General features: G+C 69.1%; 26 protein-coding genes. 10 read left to right on the top strand and 16 right to left on the bottom strand.

The window, feature by feature from the left end; all coding sequences use genetic code 11:
- The first annotated feature begins 672 nt into the window (after positions 1 to 672).
- From HKK74_RS18290 to HKK74_RS18305, 4 genes are all read left to right on the top strand, one after another.
- The gene (locus tag HKK74_RS18290) at positions 673 to 1,104 is read left to right on the top strand and encodes an Hsp20/alpha crystallin family protein (RefSeq protein WP_187244452.1); all 432 of its coding nucleotides are present in this window, start codon (positions 673 to 675) and stop codon (positions 1,102 to 1,104) included.
- A gap of 95 nt (positions 1,105 to 1,199) precedes the next feature.
- A complete protein-coding gene (locus tag HKK74_RS18295; protein ID WP_187244453.1) occupies positions 1,200 to 1,586 on the top strand; it encodes a DUF2267 domain-containing protein in 387 nt (128 codons plus the stop codon).
- Positions 1,587 to 1,663: 77 nt separating this feature from the next.
- Positions 1,664 to 2,095 carry a DUF2267 domain-containing protein gene (locus HKK74_RS18300; protein WP_222722433.1) on the top strand — a complete coding sequence of 144 codons (432 nt, stop codon included), beginning with the start codon at positions 1,664 to 1,666 and terminating at the stop codon, positions 2,093 to 2,095.
- Between the two features lie 248 nt (positions 2,096 to 2,343).
- Positions 2,344 to 2,898 carry a Rossmann-fold NAD(P)-binding domain-containing protein gene (locus HKK74_RS18305; RefSeq protein WP_187244455.1) on the top strand — a complete coding sequence of 185 codons (555 nt, stop codon included), beginning with the start codon at positions 2,344 to 2,346 and terminating at the stop codon, positions 2,896 to 2,898.
- A 136-nt stretch (positions 2,899 to 3,034) separates the two neighbouring features.
- On the opposite strand, the gene HKK74_RS18310 is transcribed toward HKK74_RS18305, so the two are convergent.
- Both HKK74_RS18310 and HKK74_RS18315 read right to left on the bottom strand, forming a co-directional pair.
- A complete protein-coding gene (locus HKK74_RS18310; RefSeq protein ID WP_222722434.1) occupies positions 3,035 to 4,291 on the bottom strand; it encodes a phosphodiester glycosidase family protein in 1,257 nt (418 codons plus the stop codon).
- Between the two features lie 146 nt (positions 4,292 to 4,437).
- Positions 4,438 to 4,923, bottom strand: coding sequence for a MarR family winged helix-turn-helix transcriptional regulator (locus tag HKK74_RS18315; RefSeq protein WP_187244456.1), 486 nt, complete (start codon positions 4,921 to 4,923; stop codon positions 4,438 to 4,440).
- An 82-nt stretch (positions 4,924 to 5,005) separates the two neighbouring features.
- Here HKK74_RS18315 and HKK74_RS40045 point away from each other — a divergent pair, with 82 nt between their 5' ends.
- Both HKK74_RS40045 and HKK74_RS41925 read left to right on the top strand, forming a co-directional pair.
- Positions 5,006 to 5,815 carry an amidohydrolase family protein gene (locus tag HKK74_RS40045; RefSeq protein ID WP_344395190.1) on the top strand — a complete coding sequence of 270 codons (810 nt, stop codon included), beginning with the start codon at positions 5,006 to 5,008 and terminating at the stop codon, positions 5,813 to 5,815.
- 29 nt (positions 5,816 to 5,844) lie between these two features.
- A complete protein-coding gene (locus HKK74_RS41925; protein ID WP_344395192.1) occupies positions 5,845 to 6,060 on the top strand; it encodes an amidohydrolase family protein in 216 nt (71 codons plus the stop codon).
- Positions 6,061 to 6,136: 76 nt separating this feature from the next.
- Here HKK74_RS41925 and HKK74_RS18325 read toward each other — a convergent pair whose 3' ends face one another.
- From HKK74_RS18325 to HKK74_RS18330, 3 genes are all read right to left on the bottom strand, one after another.
- Positions 6,137 to 7,063, bottom strand: coding sequence for a sulfite exporter TauE/SafE family protein (locus HKK74_RS18325; RefSeq protein WP_187244458.1), 927 nt, complete (start codon positions 7,061 to 7,063; stop codon positions 6,137 to 6,139).
- 172 nt (positions 7,064 to 7,235) lie between these two features.
- The gene (locus HKK74_RS41930; RefSeq protein WP_376771536.1) at positions 7,236 to 7,313 is read right to left on the bottom strand and encodes a putative leader peptide; all 78 of its coding nucleotides are present in this window, start codon (positions 7,311 to 7,313) and stop codon (positions 7,236 to 7,238) included.
- Positions 7,314 to 7,387: 74 nt separating this feature from the next.
- Positions 7,388 to 7,849 (bottom strand): MarR family winged helix-turn-helix transcriptional regulator, encoded by a 462-nt coding sequence (locus tag HKK74_RS18330; RefSeq protein WP_187244459.1) that lies wholly within the window; start codon positions 7,847 to 7,849, stop codon positions 7,388 to 7,390.
- 63 nt (positions 7,850 to 7,912) lie between these two features.
- Between HKK74_RS18330 and HKK74_RS18335 the strand changes: the two genes are divergently transcribed.
- Complete coding sequence (locus HKK74_RS18335) at positions 7,913 to 8,485, top strand: GNAT family N-acetyltransferase (RefSeq protein ID WP_187244460.1); 573 nt, start codon at positions 7,913 to 7,915, stop codon at positions 8,483 to 8,485.
- On the opposite strand, the gene HKK74_RS18340 is transcribed toward HKK74_RS18335, so the two are convergent.
- The 11 genes from HKK74_RS18340 to HKK74_RS18390 all read right to left on the bottom strand — a co-directional run bounded on the left by HKK74_RS18340 (position 8,451) and on the right by HKK74_RS18390 (position 20,540).
- Entirely contained in the window at positions 8,451 to 8,642 is a 192-nt protein-coding gene (locus HKK74_RS18340; protein WP_187244461.1) for a DUF397 domain-containing protein, read from the bottom strand. The two genes, HKK74_RS18335 and HKK74_RS18340, sit on opposite strands and share 35 nt — an antisense overlap.
- A gap of 481 nt (positions 8,643 to 9,123) precedes the next feature.
- Complete coding sequence (locus HKK74_RS18345; protein ID WP_187244462.1) at positions 9,124 to 9,504, bottom strand: hypothetical protein; 381 nt, start codon at positions 9,502 to 9,504, stop codon at positions 9,124 to 9,126.
- Between the two features lie 342 nt (positions 9,505 to 9,846).
- Entirely contained in the window at positions 9,847 to 11,253 is a 1,407-nt protein-coding gene (locus tag HKK74_RS18350) for a purine-cytosine permease family protein (RefSeq protein ID WP_187244463.1), read from the bottom strand.
- A 16-nt stretch (positions 11,254 to 11,269) separates the two neighbouring features.
- Positions 11,270 to 12,232 carry an isopenicillin N synthase family dioxygenase gene (locus HKK74_RS18355; protein WP_187244464.1) on the bottom strand — a complete coding sequence of 321 codons (963 nt, stop codon included), beginning with the start codon at positions 12,230 to 12,232 and terminating at the stop codon, positions 11,270 to 11,272.
- Positions 12,229 to 12,690 (bottom strand): nucleoside deaminase, encoded by a 462-nt coding sequence (locus HKK74_RS18360; protein WP_425544353.1) that lies wholly within the window; start codon positions 12,688 to 12,690, stop codon positions 12,229 to 12,231. The genes HKK74_RS18355 and HKK74_RS18360 overlap by 4 nt, the downstream gene beginning before the upstream one ends.
- A 1,014-nt stretch (positions 12,691 to 13,704) precedes the next feature.
- Positions 13,705 to 15,141 (bottom strand): gamma-aminobutyraldehyde dehydrogenase, encoded by a 1,437-nt coding sequence (locus HKK74_RS18365; protein WP_187244465.1) that lies wholly within the window; start codon positions 15,139 to 15,141, stop codon positions 13,705 to 13,707.
- 50 nt (positions 15,142 to 15,191) lie between these two features.
- A complete protein-coding gene (locus HKK74_RS18370) occupies positions 15,192 to 16,001 on the bottom strand; it encodes an ABC transporter permease (RefSeq protein ID WP_187244466.1) in 810 nt (269 codons plus the stop codon).
- A complete protein-coding gene (locus HKK74_RS18375) occupies positions 15,998 to 16,897 on the bottom strand; it encodes an ABC transporter permease (RefSeq protein ID WP_187244467.1) in 900 nt (299 codons plus the stop codon). Before HKK74_RS18375 ends, HKK74_RS18370 begins: the two co-directional genes overlap by 4 nt.
- On the bottom strand, positions 16,894 to 18,093 hold the full coding sequence (locus tag HKK74_RS18380; RefSeq protein WP_222722436.1) for an ABC transporter substrate-binding protein: 1,200 nt from the start codon (positions 18,091 to 18,093) through the stop codon (positions 16,894 to 16,896). Before HKK74_RS18380 ends, HKK74_RS18375 begins: the two co-directional genes overlap by 4 nt.
- Before the next feature lie 67 nt (positions 18,094 to 18,160).
- Positions 18,161 to 19,252 carry an ABC transporter ATP-binding protein gene (locus tag HKK74_RS18385; RefSeq protein ID WP_312881598.1) on the bottom strand — a complete coding sequence of 364 codons (1,092 nt, stop codon included), beginning with the start codon at positions 19,250 to 19,252 and terminating at the stop codon, positions 18,161 to 18,163.
- Between the two features lie 124 nt (positions 19,253 to 19,376).
- On the bottom strand, positions 19,377 to 20,540 hold the full coding sequence (locus HKK74_RS18390; RefSeq protein ID WP_222722437.1) for an ABC transporter substrate-binding protein: 1,164 nt from the start codon (positions 20,538 to 20,540) through the stop codon (positions 19,377 to 19,379).
- A gap of 359 nt (positions 20,541 to 20,899) precedes the next feature.
- Here HKK74_RS18390 and HKK74_RS18395 point away from each other — a divergent pair, with 359 nt between their 5' ends.
- Genes HKK74_RS18395 through HKK74_RS18405 form a run of 3 tightly spaced genes read left to right on the top strand, consistent with a single transcriptional unit; the run spans position 20,900 to position 24,515 of the window.
- Positions 20,900 to 23,527, top strand: coding sequence for a nitrate- and nitrite sensing domain-containing protein (locus HKK74_RS18395; RefSeq protein ID WP_187244470.1), 2,628 nt, complete (start codon positions 20,900 to 20,902; stop codon positions 23,525 to 23,527).
- A 6-nt stretch (positions 23,528 to 23,533) separates the two neighbouring features.
- Complete coding sequence (locus HKK74_RS18400; protein WP_187244471.1) at positions 23,534 to 23,914, top strand: DUF742 domain-containing protein; 381 nt, start codon at positions 23,534 to 23,536, stop codon at positions 23,912 to 23,914.
- Entirely contained in the window at positions 23,895 to 24,515 is a 621-nt protein-coding gene (locus tag HKK74_RS18405) for a GTP-binding protein (RefSeq protein ID WP_187244472.1), read from the top strand. Before HKK74_RS18400 ends, HKK74_RS18405 begins: the two co-directional genes overlap by 20 nt.
- Positions 24,516 to 24,522 lie beyond the last annotated feature (7 nt).

Here is a 24,522-nt window from a genome sequence, read left to right on the forward strand (position 1 = left end):
GGGGGCGATGAGGTCGGCGGGATCGTCGTGGGCGAGGGCCGCGTGGAGCTCGCTGATCGGGCGGCGGGCGTCGGGGGGAAGGTCCGTGAGTGCGGTGATCTGGCCGGCGAGGCGGCGCAGGTCGGCCGCGTTGCGGCGGGCCCAAGCGGCGGTGCTGCGGTCGGCGGCCCGGGCCTGACGGGTGGCCTGGACACGCTGCTCGCCGGTGGTCCCGGCCGGGCCGGGACGGCCGCGCAGGTAGCGGCGTTCGGCGGCCTGGCGGCTGGCGACGCCGAGGGGGTGGGCGAGGTCGGCCCAGCTGGCGCCCGCGTCGCGGGCCGTTTCGATCAGGCCGGTCTCCCATCCGGCGAGCTGCTCGCGTACCTGCCGCAGCAGCGACAAGGAGGCCAGGGCCTGTTCCGGACCGGGGGCGGGGGCGTTTGGGGTCTTGTGCTGGGCTTCGCGCAGGGCGGCGTCTATGGCGTTAAGGGCCGCTGCGGCGGCAAGGAACGACACCGGGCTGTGGGCGTCGGTGCGGGACAGAGACGGCTGGTCAGCCGGGATCACGGACACCTCCCTCGGGTTGTCATCAGGCTGACGACATCATGTTTGTCATCCATTGGATGACATGATACAACGGTGTCAGTGAGGCGCATTGGCAGTAACTGCCTGAACCTGCTGGAGGTGTTTTCAATGTTGATGCGCACTGACCCCTTCCGTGAGCTGGACCGGCTGGCGCAGCAGCTGATGGGCCCGGGTACCTGGTCGAGGCCGTCGGTGATGCCGATGGACGCCTACCGCGAGGGTGACGAGTACGTGGTGGCCTTCGACCTTCCCGGCGTCACCGCGGACGCGCTCGACATCGACGTCGAGCGGAACATGCTGACCGTCAAGGCCGAGCGGCGGCCGGTGGCGAAGTCCGACGACGTGCAGATGGAGCTGTCCGAGCGGCCGCTGGGCGTCTTCTCCCGCCAGATCGTGCTCGCCGACACTCTGGACACCGAGCACATCCAGGCCGACTACGACGCGGGCGTGCTCACCCTGCGCATCCCGATCGCCGAGCGCGCCAAGCGCCGCAAGATCTCCATCGGCGTCGGATCCGGCCGCAAGGAGATCTCCGGCTGATACCGGCCGGACGGGTGCGGAGGGCACCTGATCTCCCCATCATCCCGCCCTCCGCACCCCGTGGGCAGTCCGAAGAGCAAGGGGTGGCCGCCGAGATGACTCTGCGACACAAAGCGTTCCTCGACCACGTGAAGGAACGCGGTGAGTACGGCACTGTGGAGGAAGCCGAGCGCGCCGCCCGCGTGGTGCTCGCCCTGCTCGGCGCGCACGTGGTCGGCGAAGTCCGCGCCCAGCTCGCAGCCCGCCTGCCGGAGGACTTCGCCCTCATCCTCCTCAACCCGCTGCAGAGCGCCGAACCGCTGTCGCCGGAGCGGTTCGTGCGGGCGACCGCAGCCTGGATCGAGGGCGCCACCGAGCAGACCGCGACGTGGGATGTCAGCGCAGTGCTGTCCACGGTCGCCGACACCGCCGGCGACGACCTCCTCAAAGAGCAGCTCCCCGCCGGTTACGACCTCCTCTTCGGCCGCCCCCAGCCCACCTGACCACTAGCTCGGTGCCGCACACCGGCACCACCCCCACCCTGGCTCCACGAAAGGCATGCACCGCAGTGATCACCGACGTGCGCGTACCGCTTGAGCACCAGCAGCCATACGGGACGGCGTACGAGCAGATGCTGGAGAAGGTCCGCTACGAAGGCGCCTACCCCACCCGCGAGAAAGCCGACGAAGCCGTCCGCCTGGTCCTCGCGGGGCTGGGACGCCAGCTGACCGGCGACGAACGCGTCGACCTGGCCGCCCGGCTGCCCCTGGAGGCCGCACGCGTCCTGACCGCGCAGATCCCCGACACCGAGCCCCTGACCGGCTGGGCCTTCGTCAAGGACCTCGCCGCCCGCACCGGCGCCTCCCTCGCCACCACCCGCTGGGACACCGGCTCCGTCTTCTCCGCCGTCACGGCCTGCACCGGCCCCGACCTCATCAACCGCATCCTCCACCAGCTCCCCTCCGGCTACGCGCTGCTGTTCGGCCGCGCCGAACTCACCCCCGCCACGTAAACGGGCACCCGGCACCCGGGGCCGCAAAAGGGCCCCGCCCAGATCCGCACCGACCGGGCCCGTAAAGACGGAAGTCCCCGATCCGCCGCGATCGGGGACTTCCGCCCTGTCGCTCAGTGCGCCCAACCGGTGTGTAGCTGTGCGTGACGACCGCCGCAGGCGGCAATTCTCGCAAACGGTCCTTTGCGCGAGCAAGATCAGAAACGGGCCACCGGACTCCCGCCGAACCCGGATTCGTTCGCAGAGCGTTGGCGGACGAGGACGCCGACGCCGACGAGACCGGCTACCGCACGGTGGAGCTCGCGGTCCGGGAGTCCGGCTTGGAGTGGACCCTCGTGCGCCCCGGCGAGTTCGCGGCGAACTGGCTCGACTACGCGCCCGACGTGCGTGCCCGGCGCGAGGTACGGCGGCCCCACGGCGAGGCGGTCAGCCGCCCCACCCACGAGGCCGACATCGCGTCGCTGGCCGCGACCGCCTTGCTCGAGGAGGGGCACGCCGGGCGGACCTACACGTTCGCCGGGCCGCAGGCCCTGACCGTTGCCGAGCAGGTACGGATCATCGGCGCGGCCGTTGGCGCGGAGGTCCGCTTCGTCGAGCTCACCCCCGAGCAGGCCCGCGAGGAGTGGTACGACCCCGAGCAGGGCATGGACCACGCGGTCATCGACTGGCTGCTCGACCTGTACGGCAGGTCGGTGGGCGGTGATGGAGCGGTCGCAGACGCCGGCGACTTCGAGCGGGTCGTCGGTCGTCCGCCGCGCACCTTCGCGCAGTGGGCGGCCGACCACGCCGAGGACTTCCGCTAGCGATCCGTCCGTCGGGTCCGGCCGCCGCGTCCGTCCGTACAGGTCGGTCGTGGCAAGGTGGTCGGACTGAGGCGTGCAGGACAGAAAACCGGCCCGGGCCGAGAGGCCCGGGCCGGTCATGGCGGTGGTGGCGGCGTCAGTGCCCGCCGCCGTGGTATCGCGTGTTCATGAAGACGAGGGCGTCACCGACGGCCCGCTCGGTCGTGCCGCTCGGCCGGTTCACCAGTGCGCCGCCGACCGACATGGTGGTGGAGCCGCCGCCGTCGAGGTTGATCGCGTCGTGCATGCGCAGCGCGTCGGCGACGGCCGCGGTCTCGTCCATCGTGGTGCCGACACTGGTGGCCATGCGACCGTCGATCGTCGCGAGCACGATCTTCTTGTCCCGCGTCGTGCCGGCGATGGTACGGGGATTGCGCTGGAAGAAGCTGTCCGAACCGGCCGGTACCACGATCTCGCCGTCCGCCGTGAGCCGGTAGCGGCCGTTCACGCCGTACAGCCCCTTGCGCGCGGCGAGCTTCTCACCCCGCTCGTCGACCAGTGTGGAGGTCTGCTTGACGCATCCCTGTCCCGTCACCTGCAGCAGGGACGCCGCTTCCCGGCCCGTCGCCTGCAGTGACGTCTGACCGTCCGCCAGCGCTGTGCCACGGGTCGCCGACGTACGCACCACGCAGCCGCGCCGGTCGAGGACGACCTCCACGCCCGCCCCGGACGGGGTGGCGTCGGCGAACTCGGGGGTGAACCGCACCACGTCGCCGGGCACCGTGCACTGGGTCTGGTCGGGCAGAGCGGCGCAAGCGGCGGGAACGACCGGCGGGTGGTTGATGAACTCCAGCGGCAGTGTGGCCTTGGTCGTACGGTTCTGCACGCTGCCGGTCCAGCTCAGCTTGCCCATGAGGACCCGGTTGCTCTTCGCGTCCACGACGAAGTTCGCCTCGGCGTTGTCGGCGGTCGGCTCGCTGAGGAGCTTCCCATCGAACAGGCCCAGGCCCACCGGGTCACCGGGGTACTGCGCGCTGGCGGTGAAGGTGAAGAAAGAGGCGTTGACCCCGGCCAGGGCGCCGGAGGAGCGGACGAGGTCGGTCGTCTTCTCCACCTTGGCCAGGTCCGGCCCGTAGGTCGCCGCGAGATGCCCGCGGGTCTTCCTGGGGTCGATCGTCAGTACGTTGACCACCCAGGGACCACGGGTCGTGGTGTTGATCTGGTCGGCCGGGGCGGGGTCGGTCCCGCGGACGATGCGGGTCAAAGTGACGCCGTCGGCCAAGTTCTGGCTGCTGCGCGTCTCGGTCAGGTCGGCATCGCCCAGCGGAAGGGCCGCGTCAGCGGCGGTGGCGTGGCCTGCCGGGGCGAGAACGAGGGTCAGGGCGGCCGTCATGGCCGCAGCGGCACGCTTCATCCTGGATACATAGCGGGGATTCGAAGTCACGCATGCGAGCTTTTTCGATCACGACGAACTTTTACCACCGTGCCAACTGATCAATTGGCGACATATGGGTGAAAGACTCCGCTTCCCCGAAGGTTCGCGGGACGGCCGCACGCCGGTCAGGGTCCGCTGTTCCGATCGCCTCCGGGCCCGGTCGCCTGGCGCGCAATCCCGGTCAGCATCGCGACGAGCCGCTCACGATCGGCTGGCTCGAGCCAGCCGAAGAGCCGGTCGCCCACGGTCGCCGCGGCCGTGCCGCCTTCGCGGGCCTTCCTGCGCCCCTCTGGCGTCAGCTCGATCGCGTACGACCGGCGATCGCGAGCGTCTCGGTTGCGGGTGGCCAGGCCGCGTCGCTCCAGTTCATCCATGATCCGGACCATGGCGGACTTGTCCAGGTCGAGGAGCGCGCTGAGACGCCGCTGGCTGGCCGGGCCGTCGCGGTCGAGGGCCGCGAGGACGCCGTAGTGACGTGCCTCGATGTTCAGAGGGGCGAGCGCCTCGTTGAGCGCGCGTCGCGCGTACTGGTGCGCGGTGGCCAGGAGAGCGCCGAGCACCACATCATCGCTGACAGGGTCGCCGGCGGTCTCTGGAGGTGGGGTCGGCACCATCCCATATTAGGGGGATGGCTCCATAGTCTCGGTTGAGACTGTCTCGGATGCTTCTAATCATGACGACAAGGAGCCCTTCATGGTCACGCCATCGATGAGCCGCCGTACCGCCCTGCGCGCCGGCGTACTGGCCACCGCCGCGGTGAGTGTCGGGGCGGCGGTGCCGGCGACCGCGAGCGGCACGGGCCGGATCGACACCCATCACCACGCCGTTCCCCCCGCGATGCGGAAGTGGGCGGTCGACAATGGCCTGCTGCCGCCGGAGGGCGGCCCGAACTGGGGCCAGTGGGATCTTCAGGCGACACTCGATGCGATGGACGACAACGGGATCGCCATGGGCATCGCCTCCGCCCCGGCCCCGGCCGTCGCGTTCCGCGACCGTGCCCTCGCGGCCTCCGGCGCGCGCACGATCAACGAGTCCCTGGCCGACCTGGTCAGAGACCACCCGCGCCGCTTCGGATTCTTCGCCTACCTCCCGCTTCTCCACATCGACGTGGCCCTGAGCGAGGCCGCGTACGCGCTCGATGAACTGGGTGCCGACGGCGTGCTCCTGATGAACACCGCCGGCGGCCGTTACCTCGGCGACAAGGCCTTCGATCCGGTGTTCGCAGAACTGAACCGGCGGCGTGCGGTCGTCATGACCCACCCGGACGCGCTCCCGGAGGATCCCGAACCCCTGCCCGGCGTCGAGAACTCGGTCGCCGACTTCATGTTCGACACCACCCGGTGCGCCCTCAACCTGATCACATCGGGAACCGTGGACCGCTACCCGCGTTTGTCGATCATCCTGTCCCACGGTGGGGGCTTTCTCCCCTACATCGGCGGCGCGTCGAACGCGCGGGCAGGCGCGGCGAGGGCCCCGACCCGGGCGCCTTCCGCAGAGCGCTGAAGCGGTTCCACTACGACACCGCCCTGCCGATGTCGCCCTACGCCACACCCACGCTCCTCAACGCCGTCGGGCCGGACCGCATCCTGTACGGCACCGATTGGCCCCAGGTCCAAGCTCCCGAAGTCGCCAGAGCCCGCCGAGCATTCGACCGGGACCCCGCCCTGAGCGACCGGAACCGTGCCGCCATCAACCGCCACAACGCCCTGCGCCTCCTGCCCGGCCTGCGCGATCGCCTGGAGTCCTGACCCCGAGCCGGTGACGCGCCCAACGGCGGGACGCGACAGGGAGAGCGGCCGACGCACGACACCGTCTGGAGATCGGTCAGTGCCTCGCGGGGCTGACCGCCGGCTCCGCGTTCTCGGCGGCCATGGCCGATTCGGCGGCCTGGTCGCGGCGGTATTCGCGCAAGGAGTAGGCGAATGCCGCGGCCCAGATGATCGCGATGGCGGTGTAGGCGAAGGCCCGGACGCCACCGGGAGCGTCGACCCAGTCACTGCGCAACAGGGTGCGCGCGTTGGTCAGGATGATGACGCCACCGACGGACGAGCCGAGGATCCGTGGCGGGATGTGGCGTACCAGCCAGGCGGCGATCGGAGCGGCGATCATGCCGCCGATCAGCAGGACGCCGACCCAGGTGAAGTCGATGTTCTCCGACCCGATGCCGACGATGAAGCCGGCGCTGGCGGCGATGGCGACCAGGAACTCGCTGGCGTCGATCGAGCCGATCACCTTGCGCGGTGCCAGACGGCCGCTGGCCAGGATGGCGGGGGTACCGACCGGGCCCCACCCGCCACCGCCGGTGGCGTCGACGAAACCGGCGAGCAGGCCGAGCGGGGCCAGGAAGCGTTTGCGCAGCGGCTTGCCCATCCGGTCGCGCGGCAGGCCGGAGGTCGTGAACCGGACGAGGATGTACACGCCGAGAGTGAGCAGGATGAGCGACATGACCGGTGCCGCCGAGTCGGTCGACAGGTTCGACAGGAACGTCGCGCCGGCGAAGGCGCCGATCGCGCCGGGGATGCCGATCCTGGTGACGACCTTCCAGTCGATGTTGTCGAACCGCCAGTGCGCGACCCCGGAAGCGAGGGTGGTGCCGATCTCGGCCAGGTGCACGGTGGCGGAGGTCGCCGCCGCGTTGGTCCCGATGGTGAGCAGCAGGGTGGTCGAGGTGACGCCGTAGGCCATGCCGAGGCTGCCGTCGACGAGCTGCGCGGCGAAGCCGACGAGCCCGAGCAGGACGAGCGTCCGCACCGCGTTCTCCCTTCGGTGTGTCCACTACGTGGTCGGAGTCGTTCGGGTCATCGGGGCGCCGCGCTCGCCGCGGCGAGCCGAGCCGGGGCGCGGAAGTGCGCCGTGCGCTCAGGCAGCGCACGGGGGCCCCGGTGTGTCGATGGCCAGGGGCTGACGATCTGCTGCCGACGTCTCAGCCCGGACACAGGGCACTGGCGACGCGGCACAGATCGACATGCTCGCGGGAGACCAGCCGAGTGCCTCTCTTCATGATTGCGACGATAAGCGCAACCCGGGCACTAAACAACTAAGCAGGTAGGAAACCTGCTATAAGAGGTGACCCTGCTAGCCGGGATCCCCTCGCAACCGGCTCGCGTGACGCCTCTGGTTATCGAGTGCGCAGGACAGGAACTTCACGATCAGTTCCAGCTCGGCCACGCTGAACTGGCGTAGTTCGGTCTGAGCATCGTTCAGAATCGGCCCCCAGATCTCCATGGTGAGCCGCTCGGCCCGTTCGGTGAGGCGAACGAGGACGCGGCGCCGGTCCGAGTGGTCGCGGACCCGTTGGGCGAGACCGGCCCGTTCCAGCCGATCGATGACGGTCGTCGTGGCACCACCGGTGAGCCCGGCGGTCGTCGCCAGCTCGCCCGCGGTCAGCGCGCCCCGTGCGCTCAACCGGCTCAGACAGCGCAGGTCCGTGCGATTGATGCCGAGGCGCCGGGCCGCCAGCTCGTCGATGAGATCGGTGGCGTCCTGGAGTTCCTGTACCGCCCTGGTCAGGGCGTGGATCTCTTTTTCCTTTGACAATCTAACCCTTAGAAAACTAAATTATCTGCCGTCCAGCAGATTTTAGACCCCCAGGGGGCGTTCGTGCCAGACCACCGGATCGACCTGCGTCAGGCCACAGCCGACGACATCCCCGACCTGCTCGTGCTCATGGACTCGGTACTCGAATGGCTCGTCGCATGCGGCCGACCACAGCAGTGGGGAACTGTGCCGTTCTCCCGAATTCCGGGGTTCCCCGATCGCGTCTCGGACTGGGTCGCTCAGGGCGTCATCACGCTTGCCGAGCGGAAGGGCAAGTGTGTGGGGTTCCTCGCCGCGGCACCGGTTGTTCCGCCACGCGTCCCCGCCGGGCTGGTTCCGGAAGGGTCGATGTTCGTGCACACCGTGATGTCCGACCGCGGCCCCGACGGCCGAGGCGTCGGTTCGGCGCTCATGAACGAAGCCGAGTCCCGTGCCAGGACGCAGAACGCTCCCGCGCTGGCGCTGGACCACTGGGCGGGAAGCGCTGAACTCGCGCGCATCTACGACCAGCGTGGCTACGTCAAAGTGGCGGAATACGACGAGGAGCAAGGCGGAAGGTCAGTCCGCAACGCCGTACGGGTCCATCGCCTCTCCTCCGGCCCTACAGGTCGAGCTCTCCGGTCTGAATCCGGTTGAGCAGTTCGGCGAAGGCGGCCGGGGTGATGGTGAGGTGGCCGGCGTCGGGGTTCTTGCTGTCCCTGAGGCCGACGGCGCCGGGGAGCCGGGCGGCCTCGACACAGTCATTCCCCGAGCCGTCGCTGCAGGTGCTCTTGCGCCATGTGGGGTTGTTCATGCTCGGTCCTCTCGTTGCCCAGTCAGTCGGGCTCGTTCCAAGCCCAATCGGTCTGCGGAAGCTTGTCCAGTGTCGGAGAACGCACGACCGTCGCGGGCGTCGGTGGTGCATACGCCGACACTGAAGGCCGTTCTGTCGTGTTCCCTGGCGGTCATCGTGTGGAGCAGGCCGATTCCGGCGGCACGCCGAGCACGTCCGCCCGCTACGCCTGGTCGACGGCCCGCGGCCGTTGGTCGTTGGCCGGATCCGGACGGCGGCCAATCCTCCCGGCATGGCGCGAACGAATACGTCGTGACCGCGCCGGGGAGCCGTCCCCGGTGATGACTGCTGCTCTGTCCAGTGTCGGAGAACGCACGACCTCTTCGGCCATCGGTGGTGCATATGCCGACACTGAACGCCGTTCTCAGCAGCCTGTTCCTCACCCGAGGACCGACAGGGGCTGGTCAAGGTCGAGTTCTTTGCTCGCGCGCGTGGTCTCGGCTCAGTGACCGGCTGGCGGCCGGCCCGACCAGCCCTGACCGCCGGGCGGCACCTGACCGGCCTGGTGGCCGGGCGCCGGGTAGTGCTGCTGCGGACCGGCGGGCATCGCCATGTGGTGCGTCGTGGCGGTTCCCGGGCCACCGTTGCGGCCGACCTGGAAGCCCACGCCGCCGATCATGAGGCTCATGCCGCCGAGGGCCAGGACGATCGCCGTGGAGCCCATGCCGTTGCCCTTGGTGACGCAATTGGAGCTCGGAGTCGTGCCGGGACTGCTGGTCGTGCAGGCGTCGGCGGAGGCGACGCCCATGAAGAACGCGCCCACAAGGGCGAGCCCCGAGAAGGCAAAGAAGAGCGGGAACAGTGGGTGCACTCTGGATCTCACGTCGACCTCGTTCGTCCACTCCGGCGCGAGGACGGACAGGCTTACCCCGGTCAGCCGGATCGTCGGTGCTTGACGCCGGATTCCGCCACTGGGTCGGCTTCCGGCCGTGGGAGTCTAGCGATCATATGGCGTCCGGCCGACCCTCGGTCTGGATGCCGGACGGATGGCCGGTTCCGGGCGCGGTGGTACGGATCCGGTCCGCGAAGCGGCCCGCCTGCTCCAGCGCGTCGGCCGCTACCGGAGGAACGACCCGCCTGGATGAGCATCGGCGGTACCCCTCAGGTCGGCGCTCTCTCGTCGCGTTGGAGATGGGAACAGAACCGGCCCATAACGGCCGACGGTCTATCGGGCCCGGCGCAGGGGGCGCAGCGCCAGGTAGAGGCCGGCCGAGATGAGGAATCCGGCCTCGAAGGTGATGTCGCCGACGGAGCCGAACCGGTCCGGGACCGGGCCGACGTACTTCTCCTGGTTGGAGAACAGCCACACCGACAGGACCACCCCGGCGGCCATCGCGATCGGCCCGGCCCGGTTGCGGTGCCGCGGGTCGAACAGCAGGTGGTCGATCGGCCTCCCGCGGCGCAGGTAGAGGTCGACGAGTACGACGCCCAGCCACGGGCCGATCCAGTAGGCGATGATCAGCAGGAACGTCTCGTAGTCGTGACCGGCGTCGTCCAGGCCGAAGTACGCGACCACCAGCCCGACGACGCCGAAGACCAGCGCGACCATCGCCCGCTGCACGTTCGACGGCAGCGGCAGCCTGATCCCGAGCGTCACGAACGACATCGACCCCGAGTAGATGTTGATGGCGTTGGCGCCCACTGCGCCGAGCGTGATCGCCAGCAGGGTCAGATCGCCGATCAGGGACGGCAGGTGCCCGGTGAACGCGCCGGTCGGGTCCTCAAGGGCCTTGCCGCCGATGGTCACCGACGCCGCCCCGACGATCTGCAGCACGGTGCAGCCCACGAAGACGCCGAGCCCGGCGAACAGGCCCACCGCGCGCCGGTCGGTGTCGCGCGGCAGGTAGCGGGTGTAGTCGGCGGCGTACGGGTTCCAGCCGGCGGCGTAGCCGAACGACGCGGCCAGCGCGATGAGGAAACCGCCGACACCTCCGCCGTCCGCAGCGCCCGGCGCTCCGAAGTCGGCCTTGGCGAGGATGATGACGGTGACGACACCGAAGACCACGGCCAGTACCGGGAACGCGTAGCGCTCGAAGGCGTGCACCAGGTTGTGCCCGAAGAACGCGATCGCCACCTGGGCGCCCACGACGACGGCCAGGCACAGGGGCTTGGGCAGGCCGGTCAGGGTGTTGAGGGCGAGAGTGGCGCTGACGCTGTTGACCGCGAACCAGCCGATGCCACCGGCGACGGTGTTGAGCGAGGCGGGCAGGATGTTGCCGCGGAAGCCGAACGGCACCCGTCCGAGCACCATCTGCGCGACCCCGTGCGCCGGGCCGCGGGCCGACAGCACGCCGTGCGCGACCGCACCGAGCCCGGTGCCGAGCACTATGGCGGCGACCGCCTGCCAGAAGCTCAGCCCGAAGGCCGCGACGGCCAGCACGCCGAGGAAGACGGTCGCGAACTCCAGGTTCGGCGACGCCCAGGTCCACAGCAGGTTCAGCGGCCGGCCGTGCCGCTCGGTGAGCGGGATGAAGCCCACGCCTCCGGGCTCGACGGTGGTGATCTTCGTGCCGTACTCGCCCTCCCGTACGACGACTCCGGACGGCGTGGAACCGTTCTGCAACGTTGTCATGCGGGGCTTCCTCGGGTCAGCCGATGGTGATGGCGTCGAGCTTCTCGAGCAGGTAGTCGTGCGCGCGCACGGGACCGTAGGCGATCCGGCCGAGCGGCGGGCCGAGCGACTCGATGCGGGCGTCGGGGTCGCACTCGTAGAAGAAGACGAGCGACACCAGTTCTTCGTCCGGAGCGCTCGGGTCGGGCGGCAGCACGCGATGCCGGTTGGACTTCCACCGGCCGCCGGTCCAGCGGGCGAGCAGGTCGCCGATGTTGATCGTGAACGAGTCCTCGACGTACGGTGCGTTCGCCCACCCGCCGCCCGGCAGGTAGACCTGCAGGCCTCCGACGCCGTCCTGGCGGTCCAGGATCGTGACGGTGCCGAAGTCGGTGTGCGGGCCGATCCGGAACTGGCCGGGCTCGGGCTCGCCGAGCTGCGACAGCGGCGGATACCGGTTGACGTTCAGGGTGTACGAGGGATGACCGGCGTGCGCGGTGAAGAAGTCCGGCGCCAGGTCGAGAGCGGTGGCACAGAGTACGAGCAACTCGTCCGCGAGCGAGTGCATCCGCTCCAGATGGCCGGTCAGCAGGCCCCGCAGCTCGGGGACCTCACTCGGCCACACGTTCGGCAGGAACCATTCGGCGTCGATGACCGGGTCGCCGATCCGGCGGTCGGCGCCCACCGCGAACGTCTCCTTGAGGTCGGGCGGGGTCTCGGTGCCCTCGGCGTAGCCGTTGGCCTCGACGCCGGGCGGCAGCCAGCCGCGCTCGCCGACCGTCACCGCGTACCGCTCCTTGGCCGCCTCGGGCAGGGCGAAGAACCGCTTGGCGGCGGTACGGATCCGCGCGCGCGGCTCGGCGGGCACGCCGTGGCCGGTGATCACGAGAAAGCCGACCGCGCGCAGTGCGGCGTCGACCCGGGCCGCCACGTCGCGCCGGTCGGACTCGTCCCCCTCGAACCACGGCGTGAGGTCGATGATCGGGACAGCGCTGCTCAATCGTCCACTCCGATGTCCTCGTTCCACAGGTCGGGGCGTTCCTTGATGAAGGCGCTCATCAGATCGACGCAGTCGTGATCGTCGAGGACGATCACCTCGACGCCGTGCTCGGCCAGCCAGGCGTGCCGGCCCTCGAAGGTCCGGGTCTCGCCGACCACAACGCGTGGGATGCCGAACTGGAGGATCAGCCCGCTGCAGTACCAGCACGGCGACAGGGTGGTGGCCATGGTCGTACCGCGGTAGCTCCGCTGGCGTCCGGCGTCGCGGAACGCGGCGGTCTCGCCGTGCACGGACGGGTCGTCGTCCTGCACCCGCCGGTTGCGCCCTCGCCCGAGCAGGCCGCCGTCCGGCCCGAACAGCGCCGCACCGATGGGGACGCCGCCCTCCGCGTAGCCGGCTCGGGCCTGTTCCAGTGCGATCCGCAGCATCGCGGCGGGATCGGGGAAAACGCTGGTCACCTGCCCACTATCCATCGTCGGCGGCGACTCGGAAAGAGGGCGAAACGAGACTGGAACGGGGCAGCGCGGGATTTAATCACCCTGGAACATGGGCCGGCCCCCCACGCGTCGCCGGTGAACGGCCGCGTCCGCCCGTCAGCTCCGGCGCCGTACCACGGCGATGGCGGTCCTCCTACGGTAATCACGCCAGGATCGTCCGCGTGGAATCGGCTTGTCTTTCACATCACCCGGTCACCGCATTTCCCGCTCGCGGCCGCGGATCGTCCGGACGATTCCGCCCGCCGCGCCGACCACAATTCCGTGCTCACTTTTGCCCGTCTCCCGGCGTCTGCGGAATTCCGTACGATCCGAATGTGGTCGCCTCCCGCGAAAGGTGGTCGGCCGGTGCTCCGTTCGGCGCTCGGCGCTCGGCCATGCTTTTCGCCGGACGGATGAAAGGCCACCGCTAAATATGAAGAGCGTCCATTCGAAACAGGCGGGGAGGGAATGGGGTCGAGTCCGGATCCCGACGTGGGACGGGCCGCCGGCACGGTCGCAGTGCCTTCGAGACGGCGATGCGGGCAGGCTCGCGCGGTCCGGCTCCGCCTGCTCACCGCACCTGTTTCCAAAGAGCGGCGCCGGGCCCGGAGTGGCAATCCGTTGTTTCGTCGTACCGGCGGCGATGTGCTTTTCCGCTGTACCGTGAACGCGTCGGTACCAGGCCGCCGCAGAGGGCCGAGTCGCCATTCCCGGTAGGCGCCGGTACGGTGCCCGGGGGCGGTGTCGACGCTCGCCTGGATCGGGTGACCGGCGTGATCACGATCAGCCGTTATCGGACCCAACTCACCCGTAGTCAATAACGCGATTCTTGGGCGAACTCAACGTCAGAACGGAAGAATACTCCCCGCTACGAAAGGAGCACCCAGAGCATGATCGGGCACGCGGGGCGACCACTGATCACAGCGTGCGTGGGTGCCGGGACCAGGTCACCCGGCACCCACGAGGTCGCATCCTTCGACGCGCGACGGAGGTGCGTCAGAGCTCGATGTTGGACATCACGTGCTTGACGCGGGTGTAGTCCTCGAACCCGTACATCGACAGGTCCTTGCCGTGACCGGAGTGCTTGAACCCGCCGTGCGGCATCTCGGCGACCAGCGGGATGTGGGTGTTGATCCAGACGCAGCCGAAGTCGAGCCGCTTGGCCATGCGCATGGCGCGGCCGTGGTCGCGGGTCCAGACCGAGGACGCGAGGCCGTACTGCACGCCGTTGGCCCAGCGCAGTGCCTGGTCCTCGTCGTCGAACCGCTGCACGGTGATGACCGGCCCGAAGATCTCGTTCTGTACGGCCTCGTCGTCCTGGCCGAGCCCGGAGACGACGGTCGGCTCGTAGAAGAACCCGCGTGAGCCGCTGCGCTCGCCACCCGCGTGCACCGAGGCGCCCGCGGGCAGCCGCTCGATGAACCCGGAGACCCGCTCGAGCTGGTTGGCGTTGTTGAGCGGCCCGTACAGCACGTCCTCGTCGTCGGGCAGCCCGGTCTTCGTCTGCTTCGCCTGCTCGGTCAACGCGGCGACGAAGTCGTCGTGCACCCCCGGCCCGGCGAGCACCCGGGTGGCGGCCGTGCAGTCCTGACCGGCGTTGAAGTAACCGGCGACCGCGATCGCCTCGGCGGCGGCCTCGATGTCGGCGTCGTCGAACACGATGACCGGCGCCTTGCCGCCGAGCTCGAGATGCACCCTCTTCAGGTCGCGTGCCGCTGACGAGGCGACCTCCATGCCCGCGCGCACCGATCCGGTGATGGACACCATCTGCGGGACCTTGTGCTCGACGAGCGCGCGGCCGGTGTCCCGGTCACCGCACAAGACGTTGAACACGCCCGGCGGCAGGAACTCGGCCGCGATCTCGGCCATGAGCGCCGTGGTCACCGGCGTGGTGTCCGACGGCTTGAGCACCACGGTGTTGCCCGCCGCGAGCGCAGGGGCGAACTTCCAGACGGCCATCATCATCGGGTAGTTCCACGGCGTCACCTGGGCGCACACGCCGATCGGCTCGCGGCGGATCATCGAGGTGTGACCGGCCATGTACTCGCCGGCCGACCGGCCCTCCAGCACCCGCGCGGCTCCGGCGAAGAACCGGATCTGGTCGACCATCGGGGGGATCTCCTCCGAATGGGTCAGGCCGACGGGCTTGCCGGTGTTCTCGGACTCGGCCGCCACCAGTTCGTCGGCCCGCGCCTCGATGGCGTCGGCGAGGCGCAGCAGGGCGAGCTGGCGCTCCGCCGGCGTCGTGTCGCGCCAGCTCTCGAACGCACCCGCCGCGGCCTCGACCGCGACGTCCACGTCGGCCTGCCCCGACACCGGCGCGGTTCCGAAGACCTCGCCGGTCACGGGGCTGATGAGCTCCGCCGTACGGCCGTCGCCGGCGTCGGTCCACTCGCCGTTCACGAAGTTTCGCGTCACGCGCTGATCACTCATGTTGTGGGCTTTCTCCTAGCGGTTCGGATGAACGCGATCGGATCACACGGTCAGATCACGCGGGCGTCGTCACCGGAGATGCGTTGCGCCAGCCAGATCGGCACCACGGACAGCACGATCAGGACGGCGGCCACCACGTTGACGACGGGTGCCTGGTTCGGACGGAACAGGTTGTTGAAGACCCAGATCGGCAGTGTCTCGACGCCCGCCCCGGCGGTGAAGGTCGTCACGATGATCTCGTCGAAGGACAGCGCGAACGACAGCAGCCCGCCCGCCAGCAACGCGGAGCGGAGCAGGGGGAACGTCACGTAGCGGAAGGTCTGGAACGTGTCGGCGCCGAGGTCGGCGGAGGCCTCCTCGACGTTCAGGCCCATGCGCCGCAGCCGGGCCAGCACGTTGTTGTAGACGGTGACGACGCAGAAGGTCGCGTGCCCGACGATCACCGTGAACAGCCCGAGCTCGATCCCGAAGGGCGCCAGCACGGTGCGGAAGGCGTTGTTGAGCGCGATGCCGGTGACGATGCCGGGCAGCGCGATCGGCAGGATCACCAGCAGCGAGATCGTGTCGCGGCCGAAGAACTTGTACCGCTGCACCGCGAACGCCACCATCGTGCCGAGCACGAGGGAGATGACGGTCGCGCCGAGAGCCGCCTTGAGGGAGGTCCAGAGGGCCGACCGTACGCCCGCGTTGTCCCAGCTGATCGACCACCAGTGCAGGGTCAGATCGCTCGGCGGCCAGCTGAAGGAGCGGTCGACGTTGAACGAGTTGGCGAGGACGACGAACAGCGGGATGTAGATCACGCCGAGGCCGAGGACCATCGCCAGCCGGAACGCGATGCGGGCCCACCGGGAGGTGATCACAGATTCTCCAGTGCTCCGGTCCGGCGGACCGCGACGAGATAGACGACCATGACGGCCACCGGCAGAGTGGCCACGGCGGCGGCGAACGGCAGGTTGTTGGCCACGCCGATGTTGTCGTACACCACGTTGCCGATCATCTGGCTCTTCCCTCCGACGATCTTCACGGCGATGTAGTCGCCGAGGGAGAGGGAGAAGGTGAAGATGGACCCGGCGACGACCGCGGGGAAGGCGACCGGCCAGACGACCGTGCGGAAGGTGCGGAACGTGCGGGCACCGAGGTCGCCGGCGGCGTCCATCAGGTTGTCCGGCAGCCGTTCCAGGCCGGCGTAGATCGGCAGGATCATGTACGGCAGCCAGAGGTAGGACAGCGTCATCACGGTGGCCGGCAGGCCGTAGCCCGGGCCGTGCGCGCCGAACGGGCCGAGTGCCCAGTCGATCAGGCCGTCGTTGGCGAGCATGACCCGCCACGCGTATGCCTTCACCAGGTAACTGGCCCAGAGCGGGGTGAGGATGGCGATGACCAGCCAGCGCCGCGTGCGGGGTGAGGCCATCTTGGCCATGTAGAAGGCCATCGGGAAGGCGATGAGGCCGTCGATCACCGTCACGAGCACGGCGACCAGGACGCTGCGCAGCATCACCGTCCGGTAGACGTCGAGCGTCACCAGATCCTGGAAGTTCTGCCAGGTGAACTCTTTGACCACGTCGCCCGTGAACACGTTCGTGGACCAGAAGGCGGCGACGAACAGTGCCGCGAGCGCCCCCAGATAGGCCACGACGAGCCAGAGCAACGGCGCCGACAGCAGCAGCGACAGCCTCAGGTACGGCCGTCGGTGCAGCATGCCGGCAAGCCGGCGGACCGGCCCGCCGTGCCCGGCGGGCCGGTCCGGCGATTTCATCCCTTGATCTCCGTCCAAGCACGCGTCCACTCGGCGTAGTCCGTGCACTTCACGTTCGTACGGCCGTCCAGGCACTGCGGGATCGGCGTGGTCCAGTAGTGGACCTTCTTCCAGTACTCCGTGTCACCCGCGTGGTAGGTCTCGCAGTGCTTCTTGTCCTTGGTCAGCTCACAGGAAGCGGGGTTCGACGGCGCCTCGCCGAAGTACTCGGTGGCCTGCGCGTTCACCTTCGGGTCGGCGATGTGGTTCAGCCACTTGTAGGCGCAGTTCGGGTTCTTGGAATTCGCCGCCACCATCCAGGTGTCATTCCAGCCGGTTCCGCCCTCCTTGGGCAGGACCGTCTCGATCGGCGCCTTCTCGGCCTTCACCAGGTTGGCGATGACCTGCCAGGTGGTGCCGGCCACGGTGTCGGCGCTCTTGAACGACTGCACCGCCTTGGTGTAGTCCGACCAGTACTCACCGATGATCGGCTTCTGCTGCTTGAGCAGGTCGACCGCCGCCTGGAGCTGCTTGCTGTCCAGGGCGTACGGGTCCTTGATCCCGAGTTCGGGCTTCGTCGACATGAGGTAGAGCGCCGCGTCGGCGATGTAGATCGGCGAGTCGTATGCGGTGATCTTGCCCTTGTACGGCGAGTTGGGGTCGAAGACGACGCTCCACGAGTCCGGCGCCGGCTTCACCTCTTTGGTGTTGTACATCAGCATGTTGGCGCCGCGACCGTGCGGCATGCCGTAGGGGACGCCGTTCACCGAGTTCCACGGCTTGTTCTTCAGATCCGGGTAGATCCCGGCGTAGTTCGGCGTCAGGCTGGTGTTGAACGGCGCCACGGTGCCGCCGGCGATGAGCCGCAGCGACGCGTCGCCGGAGGCCGAGACAACGTCGTACTGCCCGGTCTTCATCAGGTTCAGCATCTCGTCGGAGGTGCTGCCGACCTTGGTGTTGACCTTGCAGCCGGTCTCCTTGGTGAAGGAGGAGACCCAGTCGACCGACTTGTCGTTCGAACCGTCTTCGACATAACCGGCCCAGGCGACGATGTTGACCTGGCCTTCGCCCGGCCCGAGGGCCTTGTGGGGCTCGATCTTGGGAGGCGTGAATCCGGCGGCGGCGGCAGGGGGTGCCTCGCTCGACGATTCCTCTCCACTGCCGCAGCCGGTGGCCAGCAGGCCAACGGCTGCGAGTGCGGTGATTGCGAAGCGCACTGAGCGCATCGTGTGTCTCCGATTCAATGGGGGTTGGGGGTTGGGCGGAACGAATGCCAAGCGACCGTCAGCCGACGGTCGTTGGCGGACCGTCCATCACCAGCCCGGGAGGAACGTCCTCCCGGATGGCGAACTCGTGCTCCCGCCGCCACGCGAGCCGGACTCGCGCGTCGCGCAGCTTGAGCACGTCCATGGACGATGTCTGTAGGTTCTGCTGCAAAGCGATCAGCCGGCCGCCCGCGTCGAGATCGACGACGAATCGGGTGGCCGCCCCCGCGTAGACGACCTCGGCGACCGTGCCGGCCGCCGCGTGCTCGCCCACTGGCACTTCCGCGTTGAGGTGGGTGTCAACGCGGATCTTCTCGGGGCGGACGCTGTAGATGCCCGTACGCCCCAGGACCGACTCGGCGGCCTCGCCCTGGATGAGGTTCGAGGTACCGACGAACCCCGCCACGAACGCCGATGCCGGCCGTTCGTACACCTCCGCCGGGGTGCCCACCTGCTCGATCCGGCCCGCGTTGAAGACCGCCACGCGGTCGCTCATCGTGAGCGCCTCCTCCTGATCGTGGGTGACGAACAGGAAGGTGATGCCGACCTGGCGCTGGATCGCCTTGAGCTCGACCTGCATCTCCTCGCGGAGCTTCTGGTCGAGCGCGCCGAGCGGCTCGTCGAGGAGGAGTACTTTCGGGCGGTTGACCAGGGCCCGGGCGAGCGCCACGCGCTGCCGCTGGCCACCCGACAGCTGCCCCGGCTTGCGCGCCTCGAAGCCCTCGAGCCGTACGGTGCGCAACGCCTCGACGGCACGCTCCCGACGCTGCGCTTTCGACACCCTCTTGACCTTGAGGCCGTACTCCACGTTGGCGATCACGTTCATGTGGGGGAAGAGAGCGTAGTCCTGGAAGACCGTGTTCACGTCCCGCTCGAAGGGAGGTCGCTTGCTGACCTCGTCGCCGCCGAGGTGAATCGTGCCGGCGGTCGGCGACTCGAATCCCGCGATCAGCCGGAGGACCGTCGTCTTGCCGGAGCCCGACGGGCCCAGCATGGCGAAGAACTCACCGTCGCGGATGTCCAGATCCACGCCGTCGACCGCGACGACGTCCCCGAAGATCTTCCGCACCCCGCGCAGGCCGACCGCAAGTCGTTGCGCCGGGGGGCTCACTTCCCTGGACTCCTCAATCAAACCCTTGGGCTCCTCAGTCAAGATTCGGCAGGCCGTCACTCTAGTGATCTCTAGCCTCTTGTACCACCCAGGGCACCCACGCCACTCCGGTGAGTCAACTCACTCAGCCCTTGATCTCGGTCCAGGCCTGGGCCCAGCGCGAGTAGTCCACACAGGTGGTGCCGCGATCGTCGCCGCAGTCGGCGACCGGCGTCTTCCAGAACGCGATGCGCTTGTAGAACTCGGCGTCGCCCACGTGGTAGGTGGCGCAGAAGCCACTGGCCGTGTAGCGGCAGGCTTTCGGGTTGGCCGGCGCCTGGCCGAACCACTGGCCGACCTGCGACTGGACCCTCGGCGTAGTGATCCAGTTCATCCACTTGTACATGCAGTTGGGGTTCTGGGCCTTCGACGAGATCATCCAGGTGTCGGACCAGCCGGTGGCCCCCTCGGTCGGGATCGTGGTGTCGACCGGGACACCCTCGTCCTTGGCGAGGTTGGCCGTCACCTCCCACGCGGTGCCCGCGTAGTTGTCCGCGGACTTGAAGGACTGCAGCTCGTCGATGTAGCTGTGCCAGTACTGGTTGATGTTCGGCCGCTGCTGCTTGAGCAGGTCGACGGCGGCGTTGAACTGCTTCTCGTCCAGCTCGTAGACGTCCTGGATCTTCAGGTCGGGCCGGTGGGCCTTGAGGTAGAGCGCGGCGTCGGCGATGTAGATCGGGGAGTCGTACGCGGTGACATGGTTGGCGGCGGGGGAGTTCTTGTCCCACACGACGCTCCATGACGTCGGCTTTTGCGGCATCTTGTCGGTGCGGTACATCAGCACGTTCGCGCCGTAACCGTGAGGGGCGCCGTACATCTGGTCGTTGACCGAGTTGTACGGCTGGTTCTTCAGGTAGGGCGCGATGTCGGGGTAGTTGCTGAGCAGGCCGGTGTTGACCGGAGCGACGTCGCCACCGTAGATGAGCCGCAGGCTGGCGTCACCGGAGGCCGACACGCCGTCGTACTGGCCGGTCTTCATCAGGGCGACCATCGAGTCGGAGGTGTCGGCCACCTTCGACCTCACCTGGCAGCCGGTGGCCCTGGTGAAGGGGGTCACCCAGTCGACGGTCTTGTCGGTCGTCCCGTCCTCGGCGTAGCCGGCCCAGGTGACGATATTGAGCCGGCCCTCAGAGGCCCCGATCTCCTGTTGCGCGGAGAGGGGCGGTGCGACGGCCTCCGATCCCGAATCCGAGCCGCTGCAGGCGCCGGCCAACAACGCCGTCGCGGCCGCGGCGGAGGCGAATCGCACTCGTATGCGGTGGTGCCGCGCCGGCCGGCGCCCGCGCGGCAATGGGCTTCGGTGTACGGACGGCATCAGCTGGGGCTGGCTCTTGTACATCACGCTCGGCGATTTTAGGGGGGTCGGCCGGAGTGTGAAGCTCAAATCCGTATGATCTAGATATCTCTCGACATCGCCTACGGCGGGATTCGTTCGTAGTAGGCTCTCCGGCGTTCAAGCCGAGAACCATCCATCCAACTGACCAAAAGCCTGTCGCAGTGCGATCAAGGGGCCGTTGAGTGGGATCCGCCATCAACCATCGTCGTGCCAGTACCAGAACCAGAACAAAGGCCGGCCGGTTCAGATCCATCCGATTTAAGATCATCCTGTTGCTTCTCGTTTCGCTCGTGTCGCTCAGTATTCTGTGGGCCTTCGCGGCGAGCATCGCTCTCGGCGACGGGCTGAACCTGAGGAACGTGCGCACGGTCCAGGAGCATTTCGGCTACCCGTCGGGCGCGCTCGGTAGCGCGCTCCAGGCCGAGCGTCGCCTGACCATCGTGTTCCTCGGCAGCAAGTCCGCCGGCGACCGAGCCGCGATGGAGTCCGGCCGACTGGTCACCGACCGGCAGGCCGAGCTGTTCCGCGGGCTGGCCGCCGACAAGGGTGCCCAGGACGTGGCACCGGACCAGGCGAAGCAGCTCGCCAACGAGATCATCGCGCGATTGCAGGAGCTCACCAACAAGCGCGCCGCCATCGACGCGGGTTCGACCAGCAGGTCGCAGGCCTTCACCAGCTACACCGACATCCTCGGTGACGTCGGCACGCTGCAGGGATCGCTGTCGACGCTGAGCAACCCCGAGGTGGCCCGGGACGCGCGGAGCCAGGTCGCGCTGACGAGGGCCAGGGAGACGCTGGCCCAACAGGACGCGCTGCTGGCCGGGGCGCTGGCCGTCGGCCGGATGACGCCCGGCGAGCACGCCGAGTTCGTCAAGCTCGTCGGTACCCAGCACTCCCTGTACAACCTGTCCGTGTTGGAGCTGCGGGAGGCCGACCGGGCCTACTACCAGCAGGTCACCACGACGCCTGAGTACAACCGGCTTCGGGTGCTCGAGGACCGGTACGTCCGCTCGCCCGCTCGGGTCAGGGCGAGCCCCGACACCGCGGTCCTGTGGAAGACCACCGCCGACTCGAACCTCACCCGGCTGCGCGGACTGGAGCTTTCGCTGTCCGCCGCCGCCGAGTCGCGCGCCGCGCCGATCGCGGACGGCATCATCCTGCGGGTCGTCCTCGCGGGTGCGCTCGGCCTCATCGCGGTGGTCGCGTCGCTCGTCCTGGCGATCTGGGTCGCCCGCTCGGTCATCCGAGAACTCAGCGGCCTGCGGCGAGAGGCGCTCGACCTCGCCGACGTCCGGCTGCCGAGCGTGATCCAGCGGCTGCGTAGAGGTGACGAGGTCGACGTCGCGGCCGAGGCGCCGCCGCTGTCGTTCGGCACGAAGGAGATCGACCAGGTCGGCCAGGCGTTCAACGCCGCCCGGCGGACCGCCATCCAGGGCGCGGTCGAAGAGGCGGCGCTTCGCCGCAGCGTCAGTGACGTCTTCGTGAACCTCGCCCGCCGCAGCCAATCTCTGCTGCACCGCCAGCTGAACCTGCTCGACTCGATGGAGCGCCGGGGCGCCGAGCCGGACGAGCTCGAGGACCTGTTCCGCCTCGACCACCTCGCCACCCGCATGCGCCGTCACGCGGAAGGCCTCATCATCCTGTCCGGGCAGGCGCCCGGACGAGGCTGGCGCAACCCGGTCGCGGTCGTCGACGTGGCGCGCGCGGCGGCCTCGGAGGTCGAGGACTACACGCGGGTGACGGTGGCGCCCATGTCGCAGGCGTCGATCACCGGCGTCGCCGTCGCCGACATCATCCACCTGCTGGCGGAGCTCATCGAGAACGCCGCGATGTTCTCACCGCCGCACACCACCGTGCAGGTGACCGGTGAGGCGGTGGGGCACGGCTTCACGCTCGAGATCGAGGACCGCGGTCTGAGCATGGACCCGGAGAGCCTGGCGAGGGCCAACGAACGCCTCGCCAATCCGCCGGAGTTCGACCTGTCCGACAGTGCGCAGCTCGGCCTCTTCGTGGTCGGCCGGCTGGCCCAGCGGCACAACATCAAGGTGACGCTGCGCACGTCGCCGTACGGCGGCATGACCGCGATCGTCCTGCTGCCCGAGGAGATCGTGGTCCGCGGCGAAGAGGAGCAGCTCGAACCCGAGGGCGGGGATCGGCCGCTCGCGCTCACCCGCCGCAGCCAGGACGCGCTCTATCCCGTCGGGGCGGTCCGGGGCGGAGCTCAGGACGGCGGTTCGGCGGCGCCCGGAGCCGGTACGGTGCTGAGCCTGCACTCGGGCGAACCGCCCGCGGCGGCACCGCGCCCGCCGGCGCACCGGCGACCGCCGGCCGAGCCCGCCGCCCCGGTGCCACCGGCGATCAGACGGCCCTTCGACCGGCCGCCGGTCCAAGGCCATCACGGCGACGAAGGCCATCTCGGCCAGCAAGGCCCGCAAGGCCCGCAAGGCGGGCGTCAGCAGAACCCGCCGCCACCGGATCAGCCCCGTCAGGGTCAACCGCCGAACTCCCCGCAGCCGTTCGAGCGGGCACGCCCGGCACCGGCCCCGGCGCAGGCGTCGGCCCCGCAGCCGTTCGAGTGGGCACGTCCGGCACCGAAGCCGGCCGATTCCGAGCCGCCGCCGCCACGGCAGCACCCGCCCGAGGGCATCCAGCGGCAGCCCGGCGGCCGGCGCGGCAGCGGCAGCGGCAGCGGCAGCGGCAGGAAGCCGCCGTTGCCTCAGCGGGTCCGCCAGGCCAATCTCGCCCCGCAGTTGTACGACGAGTCGGCTCCGGCGCCGCCCACTGATCCGGGTGAGCGTCGTGACCGGTCACCGGAGGAAATGCGGTCGATGCTGTCGTCGATCCAGAAGGGCACGATGCGCGGGCGCACCCAGCCCGTAAAGAACGACGAGGGACCGTGACGGCTGATGACCGGTCATGGAAGCGAATGGCTCGACGAGGAGGCGGGCCCTCTGGTCCGCTCGTACGCGCTGACGCGCGGCCGCACCAGCCCCGGAACCCGCGGCGAGGGCTTCGAGATGATCGCTATCATCTCGACCGTTGGGACGGCGCCGTTCTCGTCGCCCAACGTGTGGCCGGAGCATCTGGCCATCCTCGAGCTGTGCGCCCGTCCGCTGTCCGTCGCGGAGATCTCGGCGAAGTTGCGGCTTCCCCTGGTAGTGATCCGCGTACTGCTCGGTGATCTCCTCGACGTCGGATTGATCGCGGTTCGGCGCCCAAAGCAGGACGACCGGCCTTTCAACGAACATTTGCTGAGGGAAGTGCTCCATGGACTCCAAGCGCTCTGAGGCCGCACAGCGCGCTGCCGACATGCCCCTCGCGGTGAAGATCCTTGTCGCCGGGGGTTTCGGGGTCGGCAAGACCACGATGGTCGGCGCCGTCAGCGAGATCCGGCCACTGCAGACCGAGGAAGTGCTGACCGACCGGAGCATCGGTGTCGACAACACCGCCGGCGTGGAGCAAAAGACCACGACCACGGTCGCGATGGACTTCGGCCGCATCACGATCCGCGACGGCCTGATCCTGTATCTGTTCGGCACACCGGGCCAGGACCGTTTCTGGTTCATGTGGGACGAGTTGTCGCTCGGAGCGCTCGGGGCGGTCGTGCTGGCCGACACGCGCAGGCTGGCCGACTGCTTTCCCTCCGTCGACTACTTCGAACGCCGGGGTCTGCCCTTCGTCGTCGCGGTCAACTGCTTCGAGGACGGGTTCGACTACACGCCCGACGAGATCCGCCAGGCACTCGACCTCGACGGGGCCATCCCCGTCGTCATGTGCGACGCGCGTGAGCGGAGATCCGGGAAGAAGGTGCTGACCACGCTCGTGGGCCACGTCCTGAGCATCCACGGTCACGCGCCTCCGCGTGAGGCCGGCGCGCCCGTCTACTGATGTGAGA

The organism is Actinomadura alba, assembly GCF_014323705.1.
Taxonomy (GTDB): domain Bacteria; phylum Actinomycetota; class Actinomycetes; order Streptosporangiales; family Streptosporangiaceae; genus Actinomadura_C; species Actinomadura_C alba.